Raw genomic sequence first — 19,082 nt, forward strand, 5'->3', positions numbered from 1 at the left:
CACTGGAAATGATCAGGAAAATTTTAAAATAAAAAAAAGCTCCGAGGTCATATGCCCCGAAGCTCCACTTTTAATGACTTAATCAGTTTACAGTTTCTTCAAAACAATATTTCTCCAATACACTTTGATTCCTCCACCATCGTGGATCTGTAAGAGAACTCCACCTTTGCCCTCGCCTATTTTAGCATCTGAAAAATTCACCATTTCCACGCCATTCAGATACGATGTCACATTGTCTCCTTTGACGACTATCTTCATTTTGTTCCACTCTCCGAATTTAAGTGCTTTGTCTTTTTCAGGATCAGGCTTGATCAGCCAACCTCTACCATAGGATTCATAAATCCCTCCAGTATCGCTGCCTGGAGGAGCCACTTCTACCTGCCACCCAGAAACCTTAGTTCCGTCTACTGTAGAGCGGATAAAAACACCGCTGTTGCCGTTGGCCTCCTGCTTAAACTCAAGTTCAATTTCAAAGTCTTTGAAATCCTCTTCGGTTCCGAGATATCCGTACCCTTTGTCAGGACCACTTTCAGAAATCAAGAGACCGTCTTCGACGTACCATTTTTCTGTTCCATAAATTATCCAACCAGTAAGATCTTTACCATTGAATAGTTTTTGCTTTTTTTGAGCGAATGAAGCTTGGGCGACCAACAGCATCAACCCGATTATTATTATCTTTTTCATAGGGGTCTAATTTTTATGTTTTTGAACCAAACTGGGTCTCCATGATCCTGAAGAGCTATCAATCCTTTTTTTGCAATTTTATAATCCGGGAAATCATTCCACTTCCCAGAATTCCTTCGGGTATTCCAGTCTTCAGAGTAAGGAATAAATTCAACTGTCTTTTTGCCATTTAACCAATAGCTTGATCCTGCTTCTGAGAAAATGATTTTGGAAGTATTCCATTCGCCGGCAGGTTTTACCACACCTTCATAATCTGGCTCATACATAGCATAATCTGCGGCCAATGATTGCCACTTCTCTAGCGGCTGAGCAAATCCAATCTGATCAATCACCTGATATTCTGGACCTGTATAATATGGAGCCTTATAGTTGGGTCCCTCTACTACATGGTAAAAAACACCACTATTGCCCCCCGGAGAAATCTTCCATGTGAACTCCATTTCAAATTCCTCGAATTCCATTGGCCCAAACACCACGTCCCCTCCAAAATCTTCACCCCCTGTAGCCCCAAGTCCTTTCATCGCCCCATCTTCAATGATCCAATTGGACGGAGTGGAATCACCATTGAAGGCTCTCCAGCCCTCCATGGATGTACCGTCAAAAAGAAGGAACCAACCTTCAGCCTTTTCTTCATCTGTCAGTGTATTGTCCGGAATAACCACTGCCTCGACCACTTCAGTCGTTTCAGCTGATTCTTTTGGGCCACAAGCCCATACCAAGGATAGCAATGCCACCCCCATTAGATAACTTTTCTTCATAGTTTATATCAATTTCATATTTACTGGATCCCACTTAATGAATTTATCCTGAAAGTAGCTGTCATTACATAATAAGGCAGGTGCTGCTGCCCTAAATCCAAAGATAGGATCTTCCACGACAGTTCCGCCGGTTCGGATGGCATTAAACCAATTGCCAAAGTGATCAAAATGTGCGCCTTTCCAAGATCTCTCGGCAGTATAGGACGTTTCTCTTGGTGGCAGTATTTTGGCTCGATCTTCCTGTCCTGACTCAGCCCGTAGCTTTGCCTGCTCCTTCATAAACGGATCATCACTTTCTGCATTGTTATTTAGCTTCACGACTACTTCTTCCCATTTGACATCCATCGAACCTTTGGTTCCCACGATTCTCAAATAGGTAGTACCGCTAGTCCCATCTACAAAATTACACCGAAGCGAAAGGTTAAAACCGGGATGCTCAGGGGTCTCGGGATAGTCAAACATTCCGAGAAGCACATCCGGAACCTCCCTGCCATCCTTCCAATACCTCAAGCCGCCCATAGAAGAGACTTTGTTTGGTCCTTTGGAATTGGTAATAAAATGTAGGCTAGAAAATAAGTGAACAAAAAGATCTCCAGACATTCCTGTACCATAATCCAGGTAATTTCTCCAACGGAAGAAACGTAAGGGATCCCAATCACGAGCGGTGGTATTGGAAATATACCGCTTCCAATCTACCGTCTTTTCATCCCCATCAGCAGGGACGTTGTACTGCCAAGCACCTTCCGGTGAATGCCTCGCCCAGAATCCTTCCGCATAAACCAGATCACCGATAACACCCGCAGCAAGTAATTCTTTGGCTTTTTCATTACCGAGGGAAGAAAGTCCCTGTGATCCGACTACCATTACTTTCCCAGATTTCTTCCAGGCATCGATCACCTCCGCGCCTTCTTGTACCGAATGGACCATTGGTTTTTCGCAGTACACATGCTTTCCTGCATTCAAGGCATCGATTGAAATCTGCTTGTGCCAAGAATCAGGCGTTCCAATGATCACTGCATCTACATCTGATCTTTTTAGAATTTCCTTATGGTCTTTGGAGGTAAAAAGATGGTCTCCCCATTTTTTCTTGGCACTTTCCAGCCTTCCGTCGTAGAGATCACAAACTGCCACTAGCGAAACATTAGGGTGCATCAAGGCAGTATTCGTATCTTCAGTACCCATAATGCCCGCACCGATCAAGGCCAATCGGATCGGCTGATCGGCTGAGAATCCGCTGGATCTGGTAAGGTATTCCTGACTGATGGTTTTTGCTTCTGCCAATATTGCAGGAGCAATTGCTGCGGCACCTGTAGTCAGTCCGAGCTTCTTGAGGAAGTTCCTTCGATTATTTTCCATTTAAATGAAACAGGTTTAATGTTAACGCTCAAAAGTTAATTGAATTTTTTAAAAAAGTACCTGATAGAAAGCGTAATTTTTACAAATGGAAATCCTATCGATCAATTAGCTTCTCCGATAATCTTTTGTAATACCCGAATGAAAGAGGGCTTGAGATATCGAAAAAGCGAATCAGATGATTCGGTGTGGCAATTGAGAACCAAATCATAAACGAGTGAAATAATCTGCAGAATAAAGCAATCGGCTTCCATACCAAGAAAACAACTCTCCATCGACTAGTTTGATTATGGAGTTAGGTAAAAGCTCTTGATAATACTGGATGTGTTTTTTCTTGAAAGGAAAAGGCTCGGAACTCAAAAGCAAATAATTTGGGGAAAGCTCAAGCAAAGTTTCTTCGGTAAGTTCAGGATAACGTCTTCTACCCACCACATTTTCAAACCCTGCCAGCGAAAGCATAGAATCAATAAAAGTGTCCTTTCCTGCAGCCATTTTTGGATTTTCCCAAATCAAATAAACACAGCTTCCTTTCTTGACAAGTGGCCTTGAAAAGGACTGAAGGACCTGGGAAGCTATCGCCCTAGCTTTTTCTTTGGTCCCAGTGATCAGCCCCAAATCAGAAATCATCCGAAGGGAATCTTCCAGATTAAAAATATCACTTAGCCAAACGGGATACTTTGCTGCTAGTTTTTCTATTCCTTGTTGATCATTTTCTTCTTTGTTGCCAATAATTAAATCAGGCCTCAACGAATCAATCACATCAAAGCGGTAATTTTTAGTCCCTCCAACAATCGATTTTGACTTTCTTAAATGCGCCGGATGCACACAAAACTTGGTCACGCCTACAATCTTATCCTCCAATCCCAAATCTACTAGCAATTCAGTCTGCGACGGAACTAAAGAAATGATTCGCTCTGGCAGCTTTGGGAGAAAAATGGTACGGTTTAAATGATCGGTGAAATGCATCTGTGCGAAAAAGTTATTGGTTATTAGTTGATCGGGAATAGACCAGCGTCCTTTTCCCAAATAACTAATAACCAATCAAACCTTACTTTATATATCTGAAATCAAAACTTGGATCAAAGTCTACTAAGAATTCATACATCAAACTGATCACTTGCTCAATGTCTGCTTTGCTAGCCGTCTCCACTGTGGTATGCATATATTTTAAAGGCAGCGAAATCAAGGCTGATGGCACGCCCTCATTGGAGTAAGCAAAGGCATCCGTATCCGTACCGGTAACTCTGGATGCGGCCGCCCGCTGAAAAGGAATCGACTTATCTTTTGCTTTGGCAATAATCAAATCCAGGAGTTTTTTATGAACTGAAGCACCATAAGTAAGGACAGGTCCTTTGCCTGCAGTTTGATCTCCACTTGTCACCTTATTATAGAGTGGTGCAGTAGTATCGTGGCATACATCGGTGATGATGGCGAGATTGGGCTTGATTCGGTGAGCTATCATCTCGGCGCCCCGAAGTCCTATCTCTTCCTGAACGGCATTGACGATGTATAATCCAAATGGCAATTGAATTCCTGCCTCTTTGATTTTTCGGGCTACTTGGGCGATCATGTAACCACCAATTCGGTTGTCCAGAGCCCGTCCCGACCAGAACTTGCCATTGAGCTCAATCAGTTCATCTTTGAATGTGATTACACATCCTACGTGAATTCCCATTTCCTCGACTTCTGCTTTGGACCTGGCTCCCACATCGATGAATATGTTGTCCAGAGTTGGCGCGTCTTCTTTTCCTTCTTTCCTCACATGGATCGCCGGCCAACCGAAAACCCCGGGAATGATTGCCTTGTCGGTGTGAATATTCACACGCATGGATGGAGCAATCATATGATCTGAACCACCATTTCGTCGGACATAGATGTAGCCGTCGTCTTTGATGTAGTTAACAAACCAACTGATTTCATCGGCATGGGCTTCGATTACCACTTTGAACTCGGCTTCTGGATTGATCACACCGACAGCCGTCCCGTAATTATCGGTGAAGTATGTATCGACAAAAGGACGGACATAATCCAACCAAATTTGCTGGCCTGAAGCTTCAAAACCTGTAGGGGAAGCGTTGTTGAGGTAAGTAGTTAGGAACTGGAGTGGGGTATTAGACTTATTCATTTAGTATCATTGAGTTATTGGTTATTAAGTTATTGGTTTGAGGAGCCAGTTTTCGCTTTTTGTAGATAGCTAATGTATCCATTGAGTAGCCTTAAACAATCATCATGTAATACTCTAAAGTCATTCAATTCTGTACCATTTATATATTTCTCATCGAAGGCAACTAACATATGGTCCTAAGTCTCAGTGAGAGAACCTCTTGAAATTCTGCAGAATTGAATATTCTCTTGATAGAAGAACCTTCCATATCCTTCTGCAATATTATTGGTAATTGATCTTGAAGACTTTCTGATCTGGAGTGAAAGAGCAAATTTCTCTTCTGCTGGAAACTTTTTCACAACATCTTGGATAAAAAGCCTGACATCTCAACCCTTTTTCCAAACTTCCAAATCTTCAAAAGTCCTTAAATTCATCAAATAAACGGTTTAAGCCACAATTAACTTATAACTCAATAACCAATTCCCCAATCAAAGCGGAATATTCCCATGCTTCTTCCTCGGCAGCTTATCCACCTTATTTTCGAGCATTTTGAAAGCTTTAATCAATTTGGATCTTGTCTCAGAAGGCAGGATTACTTCATCGATGAATCCACGGTGAGCCGCACGATACGGATTTGCAAATTTGGCAGTGTATTCATCCACTTTCTCCTGGAGCTTAGCTTCCGGATCAGAAGCCTCTGAAATTTCTTTTTTGAAAATAATCTCTGCAGCGCCTTTAGCACCCATCACAGCTATCTCCGCAGTCGGCCAGGCATAATTCATATCGGCTCCGATATGTTTGGAGTTCATTACGTCATAGGCTCCTCCATAGGCTTTTCTGGTGATGACCGTGATTCTCGGCACAGTCGCTTCAGAGAAGGCATACAACAATTTTGCTCCATTGGTGATGATTCCATTCCACTCCTGATCTGTGCCCGGCAAAAACCCCGGAACATCTACCAAAACCAACAGTGGGACATTGAAACTATCGCAAAAACGGACAAAACGAGCCGCCTTTACAGAGGCATGATTGTCCAAAACACCAGCCATAGATTGAGGTTGATTGCCAACTATACCAATACTTCTTCCGGCGATTCTTGCAAAACCAACCACGATATTGTCCGCATAGTTTTCATGCACTTCCAAAAAAGATTCCTCGTCCACTATACCCCGCACTGCGTCACGTATATCGTAAGGATGGTTGGGATTTTCTGGGATCAAGGAATCTAAAACTTTTCTAGACTCGTCTTTTTTCAATTCATAGGGATAGACTGGCGCCTGATCTTCACAGTTTTGTGGGATGTAACTCAGCAGTCGCTTGATATGGCGAATGGCTTCGAGTTCGTTGGCGCAGGCAAAATGTGTCACTCCTGATTTGGTGCTGTGTGTAGAAGCTCCGCCGAGTTCTTCTGCAGTTACAGTTTCCTGCGTCACAGTTTTCACCACATTTGGACCAGTGACAAACATGTAGGAGGTATTTTCTACCATCAATATAAAATCCGTGATCGCAGGAGAATATACTGCTCCTCCGGCGCAAGGTCCCATGATCGCGGAGATCTGCGGAATCACACCGGAAGCCAACGTATTTCGATAAAAAATATCTGCATAACCGCCCAGAGAGTTTACCCCTTCCTGAATTCTAGCTCCTCCAGAGTCATTTAATCCAATAACGGGTGCACCATTTTTCATGGCCATATCCATGATTTTGCAGATTTTCTCTGCATGGGTTTCAGAAAGAGAGCCTCCGAAAACTGTGAAATCCTGCGAATACACGTATACTAATCTGCCGTTCACTTCTCCGTAGCCAGTGATGACTCCATCACCCAAGTAATGTTCTTTATCCAATCCAAAATCTTTGGACCGATGCATTACAAACTTGTCTATTTCTTCAAAAGTCCCCTCGTCCATCAACAAATCCACTCGCTCTCGGGCTGTCAACTTACCTTTCTTATGCTGAGCTGCGATTCTTGCATCTCCTCCACCTTTCAGGGCTTCAAGATTTTTCTTTTGCAAAAGCTCCTGCTTTTCGGCGTTACCTGGCAGGGTATAAATGGGTTTATTTAATTCTGACATTTCTCTGATTTTAATCCTGACCAAATATAGCCCCTTGATTGGATTGGTGAATTGGAAGACCCGAAAATCGAAGAATTAGCGTATGAAAATAGCTTAACACGGTAGATCACAATTCTTAACTTGAACATTTGAAAAACTTTCTATATTCGCCCATCCAAAATTTTGGCCGAAAATGAGTACCCGAAAAGCTGCATTGATTGACATGGGAACCAATACATTTCACTTGTTATTGGTGGAAGTGAACGGAATAGGTTTCAAGACTATTTACAAGGAAAAAATCCCTGTCAAACTCGGACAAGGCGGTATCAGCCAAAACCAACTCGCACCTGAAGCTCAAAAAAGAGCATTTCATACACTCAAGCATTTCAAAAACCTGATCGACGGTGAGCATATCGATCAGGTTTTTGCTTTTGCTACCAGCGCAGTCCGAAATGCCGAAAATGGACCCGAGTTTGTCAAACAGGTCTGGGAAGATCTCGGCATTCATATCAATGTAATCTCAGGAGAAGAAGAAGCTCAATTGATCTATGAGGGAATCAATCTTTCGGGTTCACTCAATGGACATACTAATCTGATGATGGATATAGGTGGGGGCTCCGTGGAATTTATCATCGGCACTTCTCAGGAGGTTTTTTGGAAAAGAAGCTTTGAAATCGGCGGTCAGCGGCTTTTGGATGCATTCCATTATCATGATCCCATTTTACCCGACGAAGTCGAAAAACTGGAAGCCTATTGTCTGGAAAAACTGAAGCCTCTTATCGAAGCTATTGGAAAATTCAAACCGACCGGTTTGGTTGGTGCATCGGGGACTTTTGACACGCTGACAGACATCTATTTTGAATCAATGCTTCAGTGTAAGCTGACAGGTCAGCATGTTTTTGAGCTCCCAAAAGCCGAATTTGAACGCATCTTTGAATTGCTTAAGACAAAAAATCGAGAAGAGCGGATGAAAATACCCGGCATGATCGCCATGCGTGTTGATATGATTGTGGTGGCCAGTTGCCTGATCGAGTTTATTTTACGCTATGTACCTGTCGAGGCGATTGTCTGCTCGCATTATTCTCTTAAAGAAGGCGCTGTCTCCAGGTTGATCTCAGGAAAGGTGACTGTTTAAGTTTTTTTAAAGTCACTAGTGGCAAAAGGAACGAAACGAATTACTGGAAGATTTTTCAGATAGCCTCAGCTTTTTCGTGACAGCCTGGATTTATTTTTCGGCTTAAGATTTCCATTTCAACCCTATTCACCTATGCATCTGTGGCCAGAGAGCCTATCTTTGCGCCAGCAAATAAACGTTCTCATGCAAACTTTCTCCTACGATCAACTTTATCAGTTTACTTTTGAAATGCTTACCAAAATCGGATGTCCTGAGGCGGATGCGAAGATTGGTACAGAAGTTTTGCTATCTGCAGACCTCCGCGGAGTGGACAGTCATGGCGTTGCGCGGCTTTCTGGCTATGTGAGATTGTGGGAAAAAGGAAGAATCAATGCCAAACCCAATATCCATGTTTCCTACGAAACACCCTCCACGGCAGTAGTCGATGGAGATGGTGGATTGGGCTTGGTCGTCGCACCATTTGCTATGAAAGTGGCTATTGAAAAAGCCAAAAATGTAGGCACAGGCTGGGTGTCTGTGAAAAACTCCAACCACTACGGCATCGCTGGCTATCATGCCATGATGGCTTTGGAGCACGACATGATCGGAATCTCCCTGACCAATGCAAGTCCACTAGTCGCCCCGACATTTTCCAGAGAAAGACTTCTTGGCACCAACCCGATTTCCGTGGCCATTCCGGCAAAAAACCAACCTCCGTTCGTGGCCGATATGGCAACGACCACTGCTGCAAACGGGAAATTGGAAATTCTACAGCGTAAGGGACTCGACACGCCAACTGGATGGGTTCAGGACAAAGACGGAAGTCCTACAACTTCCGCTAATGGGGTAAAAGACGGTGGGGCTTTACTTCCGCTTGGCGGAGATCGAGAGCACGGTTCGCACAAAGGTTATGCACTGGGTGCTATCGTGGATATTTTTTCAGCAGTACTTTCCGGCGCGAATTACGGTCCTTGGGTACCTCCATTTGTGGCTTTTCTGGATCCATTACCAAACTTGGTCGGAGAAGGGATCGGGCACTTTTTCGGTGCCATGCGCGTGGATGCCTTCCGTCCTGCCGATGAATTTAAATCCCATATGGATAATTGGATTACGCGCTTTAGATCCGCTACGCCTACTCGGGGAAATGAAAAAGTCCTGATCCCTGGTGACCCAGAGCGGGAACTGGAAGCCATTCGAAAATCTGACGGTATTCCACTCCTTGATCCCGTGGTGAAGGATCTGACGGAACTTGGAGAGCGGTTTGGAGTGAAGTTTTAAGGATTTTAACAGAAAAGCTTTGGATTCCAATCAAGGAATTCGTGTTTTATGCTTCTATACGAGTAGTTTCATCGTTTTTCAAAATTCAGCGCCATTCAAAACTTATAGCCATAATTTCTGTATTTTAGACTATGGATTGGAAAGAACGAATCATATCAGATAAAAATGTATTACTTGGCAAACCTGTAATTAAGGGCACCCGCATTTCTGTGGAATTTCTACTTGAAAGATTAGCTGATGGTTGGTCGGAATCAAAAATTCTTGAGTCATATCCTCATATTAAAAAAGAAGATTTACAGGCAGTATTTTCCTATTTAAATGATTTTGTCAAAGATGGATTGATGGTTGAAATCCGAAGCAAAGTTTCATAATGAGTTTTTTAGCTAATGAAAATTTCCCTTGGCCAAGTGTCATTTTTTTGAGAGAAAATAATGTCGAAATCACATCAATTGCTGAAGAATACCAAGGAATATCGGATCCAGAAGTGATGAAAATAGCTATTTCTCAAAAACTCACTATTCTTACTCATGATTCCGATTATGGAGAATTGATCTTCAAGTATGGCCTAAAACCGGAATCAGGAGTTGTGTTTTTTAGACTTAATGAATTTGAGCCAAAAGATCCCGGAAAGATCCTTCTAGACTTAATCTCCAAAAATTTCTCTTTTGCAAATGCCCTAACTGTCATCGATAAGAACTCGATCAGACAACGAGCATATTAAACTTGTTCTTTGAGGGGTTAAATACAGATCTCGAAAAAACTTGGTCTCACATTAATTAGCTTCGACTTGTAAATCATTTTACCAACATTTCTAATTTTAGAGTGCATGAGTGATTCCCAAAAAAAATACAAACTTGATCGAAACGCTATTGAGGCTTGGAACGTATCCGAACAAGTAAACTAAGGAAAGGAACACCAAAAACTGACCTGGCAGAGACGGCTGAGAATCCACCAATATCTTAATAGCATTGCCTACGGGTATGATTTGGATAATCCTCCCCGGATGGATAAAACTTTCTTTCAAATCAAAAAAATGGGATAGCTCGACAACCATCTAAGAGAACTCTATTCTTATAACTTAAACTTTTCAATCTTACAACTTTCCAACTTTCTCCCTCCCATCCCATCCCGATTTGCATCTATCTGCCCTTTTTGTATCTTGAAAGGCACATTACTCTTTAACCCAAAAACCTATGAATCAATTGAATCGACGTGACTTTTTGAAAGGCTCATCCGCCATGATGACTTTGGCGAGTTTTGGCCTCTTCGGAATGGATTTCAAAGATCAGGAAGGACCGCTCAAAGTCGCCCTGATCGGAACAGGCTGGTATGGCAAGTCTGACCTTTTCCGCCTGATCCAAGTAGCTGATGTGGAAGTAGTCGCACTCAGTGATGTGGACAGAAATCTGCTAACTGCAGCAGGTGAACTTGTATCCCAGCGTCAAAAATCCAAGAAAGTCCCTGAGCTTTTCGAAAACTATCAAGATCTTCTAAAAAAACATAAATGCGACCTCGTATTGATTGGCTCGCCTGATCACTGGCATGCGCTGCAGGCAATTGACGCATTGAAGTCTGGTGCGCATGTGTATTTGCAAAAGCCGATCTCAGTCGATGTGATCGAAGGAGAAGCAATCCTGGCCGCTGCTCGCAAATACAATAAAAAAGTGCAGATCGGCACCCAACGCAAGAGCACCCCTCACCTGATCGATGCAAAAAAACAAATCATCGACACCGGGAAGCTCGGGAAAATCAGCCACGCGGAGGTCTGTTGCTACTTCCACATGCGTGCCAATGGCAACCCTCCTGTGGAGCCTGTACCAGATTTTCTAAATTACGAAATGTGGACCGGACCGGCACCGATGCGTCCCTACGACGGACTTCCCCATATCCGCTGGTGGAGAACATTCATGGAATATGGTAATGGTATCACCGGTGACATGTGTGTACACATGCTGGATACTGTCCGCTGGATGCTTAAACTTGGCTGGCCGACGCAAATCACCTCTACCGGAGGCATCTATGTGCAAAAGGAAGGGAAATCCAATATCTCCGACACACAAACCGCAATATTTGAATTCCCTGAACTCAATGTAGTCTGGCAACACCGCACTTGGGGAAATCCAGTCGATCCAGAATATCCTTGGGCTTTCAAAATCTATGGGGAAAAAGGGATGCTGGCAGGAAGCACCATGCAGGCCGATTACATTCCTTTTGACTCCAAGGAAGAAAAAGTGCATTTCGACTGCTTCTTTGAGCGGGAAAAATATCCTGAAGACCTGACCGAAGATCGAATTGAATTAAATGCCGCTCCAGCCACGCGACTGCACATGAAAGATTGGATAGCATCGATAGATCAGGACACTTTGCCAATCGCTGATGTCGAGCAAGGCCATATTTCCACTGCCTCTTGCATTTTGGCAAACATCTCCATGGAACTGGGAGGCCGAGCTCTTCGCTATGATCCAAAAAACATGACGGTAATCGATGATCCTGAAGCTACAGCCAAACTTCGTAGACCATACCGGGCTCCTTACGTTCACCCCGAACCGAAAAACGTCTGATTTGAGTCTTTCATATTCCCAATTCAAATCCCGAACTCTAGTTTCAGTTCGGGATTTCTTTTTCTTTACCCTCTCGGGGATTTTTGGAATTACTGCTAAGCTCTAATCAAGGAAAACCATTCTTTCTAATCTTTTTCTCACCAATCAATCTATTTATCAGTAACCAACCGAGGGCCTTTTGACGTATGAAAAGCTAGTTCACACCTATGAAAAAGCTATTATTCGCTCTCCTCTTTCTCGCATTTGGCTTTCCGGTAAAAGCACAATTCTTCATCGCTGGAGGTCATTTCAACGGTGGATTAGCAACTGGGCAATTGAAAAGTGAAACAGGTGGATTGTTTTTTCCCTCACTTTCAGGAATTCTCCTTCATGAGGCGCGTAGTGCACCGATTCAGGTTGGCCTGGAATTAGGCTATGGAATCTACGGCTCCAAACTTGAAAAGCGCACCGATCTCTACGAAGGATTTTCAGACGAACTCCGATTACGGAGAAATAACAACATTGCCACGGGTATGGTAGTCATTCGGTATTTGCCTTTTCCAGAAAGCAAATTAAGCCCATTTATCGAGGCAAAATTTGGAGCAAATTACCTCTACACCCGCTATAAAATCAGGGAAAGTATCGCAGCTGAAGACACTATTGAGGCAGGAAAGGACTTCGAAAACTGGACTTTGGCACATGGATTTGGGGCAGGTGTCCAATTTCCCATTCCAACTAACCCGGACTTGGTGCTTGAATTCAAAGCCAACTACCAAAGCAGCAATTCCCTTCGCTTTTTGACCAAAGGCGATACGACCTTTGACCCACTTCCCAACGGGGGCGGTACATTCGATTATGAAGTCAGAAGTGCCCCGCTTACCAAGCTCTCTTTTTCTATCGGAATACTGGTGTATGACGCGTTTTAGGAGTTGGCCTTAGCTGATTTTGGAATTAAAAATCCGCTTAGGTTAGCTCCTCAGCTTTTAGTCACCGGATACTCAAACCTTCGGTTATAACATGCCGATCAGACTTTTTATCGCGATTCAGCACCAGCTTTTTTCTGCTTCTGCCACATCATCACCGGCAAAATCCAAAAAACTCCTACCATACTGAAGACTAAGCCACCAATGGTGCCGATCGCCAGCGAAAACCAAAAGATTTCATTTTGACCTTCGATCAGGAATGGCACCAAGCCAAAACAAGTCGAGAGAATTGTCAGTAAGATCGGAATCGCCTTTCCAGCAACAGACTTTAAAATGTTCCGATTGTACACGCCCGATTTGCGGTTATTGAAGTCATTGAGAATAAAAATCCCCGCATTCACCGCCAACCCCCCAAGCATCACAAAGGCCGCATAGCCACCCTGATCAAAGTAAAAATCGAATAAAGAAAAGATCAAAAACAACCCGATGAAGCTGATCGGAATCAGAAGAATGATGTAAACTGGCTGTTTGAAATTTTCAAATAGAATCGTACAGATAAAGAAAATCCCGACAATCAGCAGTCCCAGCAGCCCATATTCCCGCTTGGCTTTGTCAGAGTTCCAACTCCAAGTCTGCTTCTTGGCTTCGTAACCAATGGGCATGATGACTTTCATTTCTTCTAAAACCTCATCAAGGTATTCGTTCCCAAATTTGGCCGAACCCATGTACTCAAAGGAAACCACCCGGATGTATTGCCGATCTTCTTTATGTAATGCATTCGTCGTCGTTTCCAGATTCAGCGTGCCGTAATCCGAAATCTTCAAAATACGATCTTCCCCGCTGATCAATCCTTTTTGCTCCAAATCAAACTTGCTGAAGCGCTCAGATTGACGTTCCCGCAGGATCAATCCGTAGTTTTGGTCTGCCAATTCAAGATAACTTGAAGGCCCCTGAGGTTTGGACAGGTCCTGAAGTGTGTTAAGCACTTCAAACTGATTCGTTTCGCCCAGCGCGATCTGATTTTGATCCAGTCTCAGGACATATTCCTGTGTTTTCTGCTCGTTGTAGCTTAATCGCTCATTGGTATTCACCTCGGGAATTCGCTTATGTTGCACGAGTTTCTCCGCCAAAATCTCCGATTGTCGCTCCAGTTCGTCAAAGTTGTATCCCTTCATTTCCACGCGGAAACTTGGAATTCCTTCTCCCCCACTTCCCGTATAAAACCCCTGTCCTACACCAAAAATATTCCATTGCGCACCACTCCAATCGGTCGATTTCACGGAGAGTTTCCCTTTCAACTGATAAGGCAAAGCGCCATTTTCATAGGCTTCCTTGAAGGTGATCACGATCTGCGCGTATTGCCCCGACATCACATAGGTCACAAACTGATCGACTCCCTCGACGTCTTTGAGATAGGTCTCAAATTCCCGCATGATAAAGTCCATCTGGTCCAGTGTATTGCCAAAAGGAAGTCGAGCTGAAACATACAGCCGGGTTTTCTCCGGTTCCCGGTAAGTACTTTTCTCATACACTCCCCGGACAAACATCCGAAGCGAACCTCCAAGTGCTTTGTCAACATAGGGTCTGATTTCTTCCTGATAAAAGGTATTTCCCACCGTCTTGTTGTACCATTCCTGCCCTTCCCATTTGGCAGGAAGGAAGAAAATGGGAGTTCCAAAAAGCAATAAAATCGCAAAAAGGAAGGTCTTCTTATACCTTGCTGTAAAAGCTATTCCCGACTCATAGCGTCGAAGCCAATTCACTCTTCTTCGGAGCTTTGGTAAAGTAAGTTTTCTGCCTTTTTGAACTGACTCCTTAAACAAAACCTCATAAAACGCAGGCGTAAAAAAGAGGGCAACCAATAAACTCACTCCCAACATCACCGAAACGACGATCGAAAACTCAGTCAAACTTTTCCGGTCTTCCTCAGGCAAAAGCAACACCATCATCAAGGCAACCACCGTAGTCAAGGAAGCCGCCAGCAGTGCGACAAAGACCTTCCGATTGCGATACTTATGCAAGTGATCCATCATGATGATCGCATTGTCCACGATCAACCCAAAGCTGATCGTCAATCCGGCAATCGTGATCATGTGGATGTCCACGTTCAAAAAATAGAGCACCATCGCCGTCAGACTCAGGTTTACTACAATTCCCAAAAACAGGATGCTGAGATACTTCCAATTGCGATTGATCAAGAAAATAAAGGTGATCAGAATCAAAATGGACAAACCCGAGCGCTGATAGATTTTGTTTAATTCTTTCTCAAGAAATTCTGTGTCATCGTTTTCCAATCGGACCTCAAAACCCTGTGGAAGATTCGCTTTTGCCGATTCGATGGCTGCCTTCAGTGTTTTTGCGAGCAAAACCTTATTTACACCATCTCGATTGATGGCCGTCAAGGTCACCGAGTTGTTTCCATTGATTCGGTAATAGTTCGTGGCTTCGCCTTCTTCCATCGTCACTTGAGCGATATCCCGCAGCCGAACTTCCATTCCTCCGACTTGACGGATGTTGAGATTCTCAAGCTGATCGAGTGAATTCAGCTTACGGTCTAAGGTGACAAATAGGGTCTGATCTTGATTGTTGTAGACCGTTCCGGGAAACTTCTGACCAAATGCCTGATTGATTTCCGTATTCAGCAGGGTACGCGAGATACCGAAAGACTGCATCTTTTGCGCATCAAAAGTCACGAAAACTTGTAAGTCATTTGCTCCGCGAATTTGCACTTCCTCCACCTCTGCAAATTGCGTCAAAGCAGGCTTCAGGACATCTTCAGCGATCTTTTTGATTTCAAAAGAAGCAAATGGACCATTGACACTGTAGGTCAAAATCGGCGTTTTGAAGTCATCTCGAGCCTGGGCAGACTGCGTCACAATCGGATAAGTGAGCCGCTCGTCGAGCTGAGGATAGACTTGGCGGATCAGTGCCAAAACTTCAAACTTCTTCAGCTCCATATCCGACTTCTTGTCAAACGTGAGGGTGATCGATCCCCGGTCGTAATTGGAGACAGACTTGATTTTCTTAAGTTCAGCAAGCTGGGAAAATGCCCCTTCAAGGGGCGAAGTAGCCAGTTTCTCGATGATTTCTGGCGATGACCTCGGAATTCCGTAAGCAATCGTCAATACGGGTTCACGCTCCCGGGGATTCAGATCCACCGACAGCAAGGGAACTACGGCAACGCCCAAAATCCCCAAAACCACGAAAGCGATCAGTACCCGAAATGCCGTCATCCCTTTTCCTTTTTCCCCGCCACAGAATCAAAAAACCAATACATCAAGGGCACAAAATACAGTGCCGTTACCGTCCCGATCGTCAATCCACCAATCACCGCAAACACCAAGGGCCGCTGCAAATCTGCCCCGAGACCTGCACTGAAGACAATCGGTATCAGCGCTAAAATTGTCGTAATCGAAGTCATCAAGATAGGCTTCAGTCTGATTTTACCGGATTCATGTATGGCAGTTTCCAAAAGTACGGCTCCACCAAGCCCTTGAGTTTGGGCTAGCTCTATTTTCAGCCGATTGATCGTATCGATCTTGAGAATCGCATCATTGACCATGATGCCCAGCATCACCACCAAGCCGATTGCCGACATCACATTCAGTGTAGCTCCGCAAAGTAAAAGCACCAGGAAAGCGCCGCCAATCCCCAATGGCAAAGTGAACACCACAATCAGCGGCTGCACAAAACTCTCAAACTGGGCCGCCAAAATGAAGTACAGCAGCAAAACCGAAATCCCTAAAATGCCAACCAACTGCCTGATATTTTCCTGGTCACGGAAGTATTGCCCCTTAGTCTCCACTGCAAGATTTTTGTCGGCTCCCCACTTGACAAACTCAGTAGCTTGGGCATGGGGATTTTCAGAATTGATCAGGGCACTTTGGAAAATCCCGCCACGATCCGCAGTGACATATTTGTACTGATCCGCATAGCGATAGTCTACAAATTCCTGGAGCAAATAGGATGTGCTGTCAGAGGCATAAACCCGAGTCGTTCGCAACAGATCCTCAAATCGATCCTGATTTTCCTGAAGCCGGATCGGCGTAATCTCCCCAAATCGGCGGATATCTGTGATCGTAAAAACTCCAAAAAGCCGGGACAACTGATCTTGAACACTTTGAACGGGAATCTGATAGAGGGCGAGTTTGTCTGCCAAAAGGGTAAAAACTACCGAAGACTCTTCCTGCAGGCCCGGTCCGGGTTCCCAGTTTTCTGTCGGAAAATCGTCCAACCAAGGCTTCATCTTGGCCGCTTCGATGGGTTTCTTGGCTTTCAGGTCTTTCCAGCGAACCTCATAGTACGGCATGTTGGAACTGAAGAGCTGATCAAAAGCATTGGGCGCATCACCGAGATTAAACGTCGCCACCGGATATTCCTCCTCCAGTCGCTTTCGCAGAAGTTCGAGTTGGGTTTCTTTTTCTTTTTCCGAAGGGAAAAGCAAATAGAGCAAAGACTTCTGAATGGAATTATCCCCGTCAAAAAGCAAAAACTGCCGAACGCCAATATCTGCTTCCGCCTGCGTGTAATCGTTGATTTCTTGGATCAATCCGACCAAGCGGTCCCGGTTTTGACTGGCCGAAATAGGCTCATTCCAGTCGATTTCGAGCGTAGCGTCGGGTTTTTCGATTTCGGGCAAACCTTCGGTTTCAAGTAAAAGGCTCAAGCCTAATCCCAAGGGGATGATGATGAAAAATCCCAAAAGCGCCAGTTTCTTTCTTCCAAAAATCCAGTGAAACCCTTTTTCATAGACCCTCAATACTTTCAGAAAAGCCTTGGGCTCGCCTCTAAGCGAATCCCGCTTTCCTACCCGGAAAATCAACCAGTACAAAAGCGGCAGCAGGACAAAAGCCACCAAAAGCGAAACCGAAAGAATCGCGGCTACTGCAACCGCCTGATCGTAAAACAAAGCTCCAGAGATCCCACTCAGGAAAACCAGCGGCACAAAAACCGCCAAGGTCGTCAATACCGAACTGATCAGCGCGCCCATCACTTCATTGGATCCCTGCACGCAAGCCTCAAACAGCGGGATTCCAGCTTCCCGCTTCCGGGTGATGTTATCCAGCACGATGATCGCATTGTCAATCAGCATCCCGATACCCAATGCCAAGCCCGAGAGCGAGATGATATTGATCGAAATATCGAAAAAGTAGAAAACCAAGAAGCTGATCAGCAAGGAAGATGGCAAGCTGATGCCCATGATCAGCGGAATCCGATAGTCTTTGATAAATAGAAAAAGCACGCCGAAAGCGAAAATCCCACCGAAAAGCAAGCTGGTTTGTAGGTTGGAAATAGCAGCATTCAATAAGCTGCTTTGATCTTGGGTAATCTCAAAATCAACCTGAGGATAGTCAGTCCGGAAGAGCTCCATTGAGGTTTTTAGCTCGGGGATCAACTCATTCATTTTCGCCGAGGCTTGCTTATGCACGGTGATCACCAGTCCTTCTTTTTGGCCAAAAAGGTGATAACCCAACATTTCCTGAGTTTCGTATTTAGCCGTTGCCACTCTTCCCAAAGGCACAATTGCCCCCCTAGGAGAGCGCACAGGTAGCGATTCGATATCGCTCGGTGAATCTACCCTTGTCGCCAGTCGGAGGTAGTATCGAAACTGTCCGTCTTTCACACTGATCCCCGGCAACTCTGCATTTCCAGATTGGATGGCTTCAATCAGTTCGGTTTGGTTCATTCCCAATGCCGCAAGTGCAGCATCATTCGGCTGAACGGAAATGATGCGCTCCCGCTTCCCGTTGATATCCACCAAGGAAACTCCAGGAAGCTGTTCGATTCGCTTCTTAAGGACATTCTCTGCCAACAGACTGACCTCGACCTGATCCACATCGGGTTTTGGAATCACCTGAACGCGAGCGACAGGAATGTCTGAAGTATTGATCCGGATGACCTCTGGTCGGGGAAGGTCGTTGGGAAGGGAATTGGTCAGGCGGTCGATCTTTTCATTGACATCGATGTAAGCCAATTCCATTTTGGTTCCGTAGTCAAAGGTCAAGCGAACCGTCCCGATCTCCGAACCTGCCTTGCTTTCCATTTCCTCCAGACCATTGAGCGTGATCAGTCCCTCACGGATCTGCTGCAGGACATTTTGCTCGATGGATTCGGGTGAAGCATTGGGATAGGTGACTTTGACCACGATCTGCGGCACATCGATAGGCGGCAACAGCGAAATCGGCAACAGTCGAAAGACAATCACCGAGAACACCATCAAAGCCAAAAAAGACATCGTCACCGCGATCGGCCGCTCAAGCAAAAATCGGATCATGGC

15 protein-coding genes are annotated in these 19,082 nt (G+C 44.6%); 6 read left to right on the plus strand and 9 right to left on the minus strand.

All coding sequences use genetic code 11. The annotated features are described in order from the left end of the window. Positions 1-87: 87 nt before the first annotated feature. From DK188_RS09680 to DK188_RS09710, 7 genes are all read right to left on the minus strand, one after another. Positions 88-684: a 3-keto-disaccharide hydrolase gene (locus DK188_RS09680; protein ID WP_111670635.1), complete on the minus strand. Its 597-nt coding sequence runs from the start codon at positions 682-684 to the stop codon at positions 88-90. Continuing rightward, positions 681-1,442 (minus strand): 3-keto-disaccharide hydrolase, encoded by a 762-nt coding sequence (locus tag DK188_RS09685; RefSeq protein WP_111670636.1) that lies wholly within the window; start codon positions 1,440-1,442, stop codon positions 681-683. The genes DK188_RS09680 and DK188_RS09685 overlap by 4 nt, the downstream gene beginning before the upstream one ends. A 3-nt stretch (positions 1,443-1,445) precedes the next feature. Then, complete coding sequence (locus DK188_RS09690; RefSeq protein WP_111670637.1) at positions 1,446-2,798, minus strand: Gfo/Idh/MocA family protein; 1,353 nt, start codon at positions 2,796-2,798, stop codon at positions 1,446-1,448. Between the two features lie 204 nt (positions 2,799-3,002). Further along, entirely contained in the window at positions 3,003-3,761 is a 759-nt protein-coding gene (locus DK188_RS09695) for a helical backbone metal receptor (protein ID WP_111670638.1), read from the minus strand. Positions 3,762-3,843: 82 nt separating this feature from the next. Beyond that, positions 3,844-4,920: a M28 family peptidase gene (locus DK188_RS09700; protein ID WP_111670639.1), complete on the minus strand. Its 1,077-nt coding sequence runs from the start codon at positions 4,918-4,920 to the stop codon at positions 3,844-3,846. Between the two features lie 176 nt (positions 4,921-5,096). Further along, positions 5,097-5,258, minus strand: coding sequence for a four helix bundle protein (locus DK188_RS21705; RefSeq protein ID WP_232825708.1), 162 nt, complete (start codon positions 5,256-5,258; stop codon positions 5,097-5,099). A 129-nt stretch (positions 5,259-5,387) separates the two neighbouring features. After that, on the minus strand, positions 5,388-6,971 hold the full coding sequence (locus tag DK188_RS09710; protein ID WP_111670640.1) for an acyl-CoA carboxylase subunit beta: 1,584 nt from the start codon (positions 6,969-6,971) through the stop codon (positions 5,388-5,390). A gap of 172 nt (positions 6,972-7,143) precedes the next feature. Here DK188_RS09710 and DK188_RS09715 point away from each other — a divergent pair, with 172 nt between their 5' ends. The 6 genes from DK188_RS09715 (at position 7,144) to DK188_RS09745 (ending at position 12,808) form a co-directional block, all read left to right on the plus strand. Next, positions 7,144-8,085, plus strand: coding sequence for a Ppx/GppA phosphatase family protein (locus DK188_RS09715; protein WP_111670641.1), 942 nt, complete (start codon positions 7,144-7,146; stop codon positions 8,083-8,085). 183 nt (positions 8,086-8,268) lie between these two features. Continuing rightward, positions 8,269-9,342, plus strand: a complete 1,074-nt coding sequence (locus tag DK188_RS09720) for an Ldh family oxidoreductase (protein WP_111670642.1) — start codon at positions 8,269-8,271, stop codon at positions 9,340-9,342. A 131-nt stretch (positions 9,343-9,473) separates the two neighbouring features. Further along, positions 9,474-9,713, plus strand: coding sequence for a DUF433 domain-containing protein (locus tag DK188_RS09725; protein WP_111670643.1), 240 nt, complete (start codon positions 9,474-9,476; stop codon positions 9,711-9,713). Then, positions 9,713-10,063, plus strand: a complete 351-nt coding sequence (locus DK188_RS09730; protein ID WP_111670644.1) for a DUF5615 family PIN-like protein — start codon at positions 9,713-9,715, stop codon at positions 10,061-10,063. The genes DK188_RS09725 and DK188_RS09730 overlap by 1 nt, the downstream gene beginning before the upstream one ends. 472 nt (positions 10,064-10,535) lie before the next feature. Next, a complete protein-coding gene (locus DK188_RS09740; protein ID WP_111670646.1) occupies positions 10,536-11,903 on the plus strand; it encodes a Gfo/Idh/MocA family protein in 1,368 nt (455 codons plus the stop codon). A gap of 206 nt (positions 11,904-12,109) precedes the next feature. Further along, the gene (locus DK188_RS09745) at positions 12,110-12,808 is read left to right on the plus strand and encodes a hypothetical protein (protein ID WP_111670647.1); all 699 of its coding nucleotides are present in this window, start codon (positions 12,110-12,112) and stop codon (positions 12,806-12,808) included. Positions 12,809-12,915: 107 nt separating this feature from the next. Here the strand turns inward: DK188_RS09745 and DK188_RS09750 are convergent, their stop codons facing one another. Together DK188_RS09750 and DK188_RS09755 are read right to left on the minus strand one after the other, a co-directional pair. Continuing rightward, entirely contained in the window at positions 12,916-16,038 is a 3,123-nt protein-coding gene (locus tag DK188_RS09750; protein WP_111670648.1) for an efflux RND transporter permease subunit, read from the minus strand. Further along, complete coding sequence (locus tag DK188_RS09755; RefSeq protein ID WP_111670649.1) at positions 16,035-19,079, minus strand: efflux RND transporter permease subunit; 3,045 nt, start codon at positions 19,077-19,079, stop codon at positions 16,035-16,037. The genes DK188_RS09750 and DK188_RS09755 overlap by 4 nt, the downstream gene beginning before the upstream one ends. Positions 19,080-19,082 lie beyond the last annotated feature (3 nt).

The sequence above is a fragment of the Algoriphagus litoralis genome, assembly GCF_003259255.1.
In the GTDB taxonomy this organism is placed as follows: Bacteria; Bacteroidota; Bacteroidia; order Cytophagales; family Cyclobacteriaceae; genus Algoriphagus; species Algoriphagus litoralis.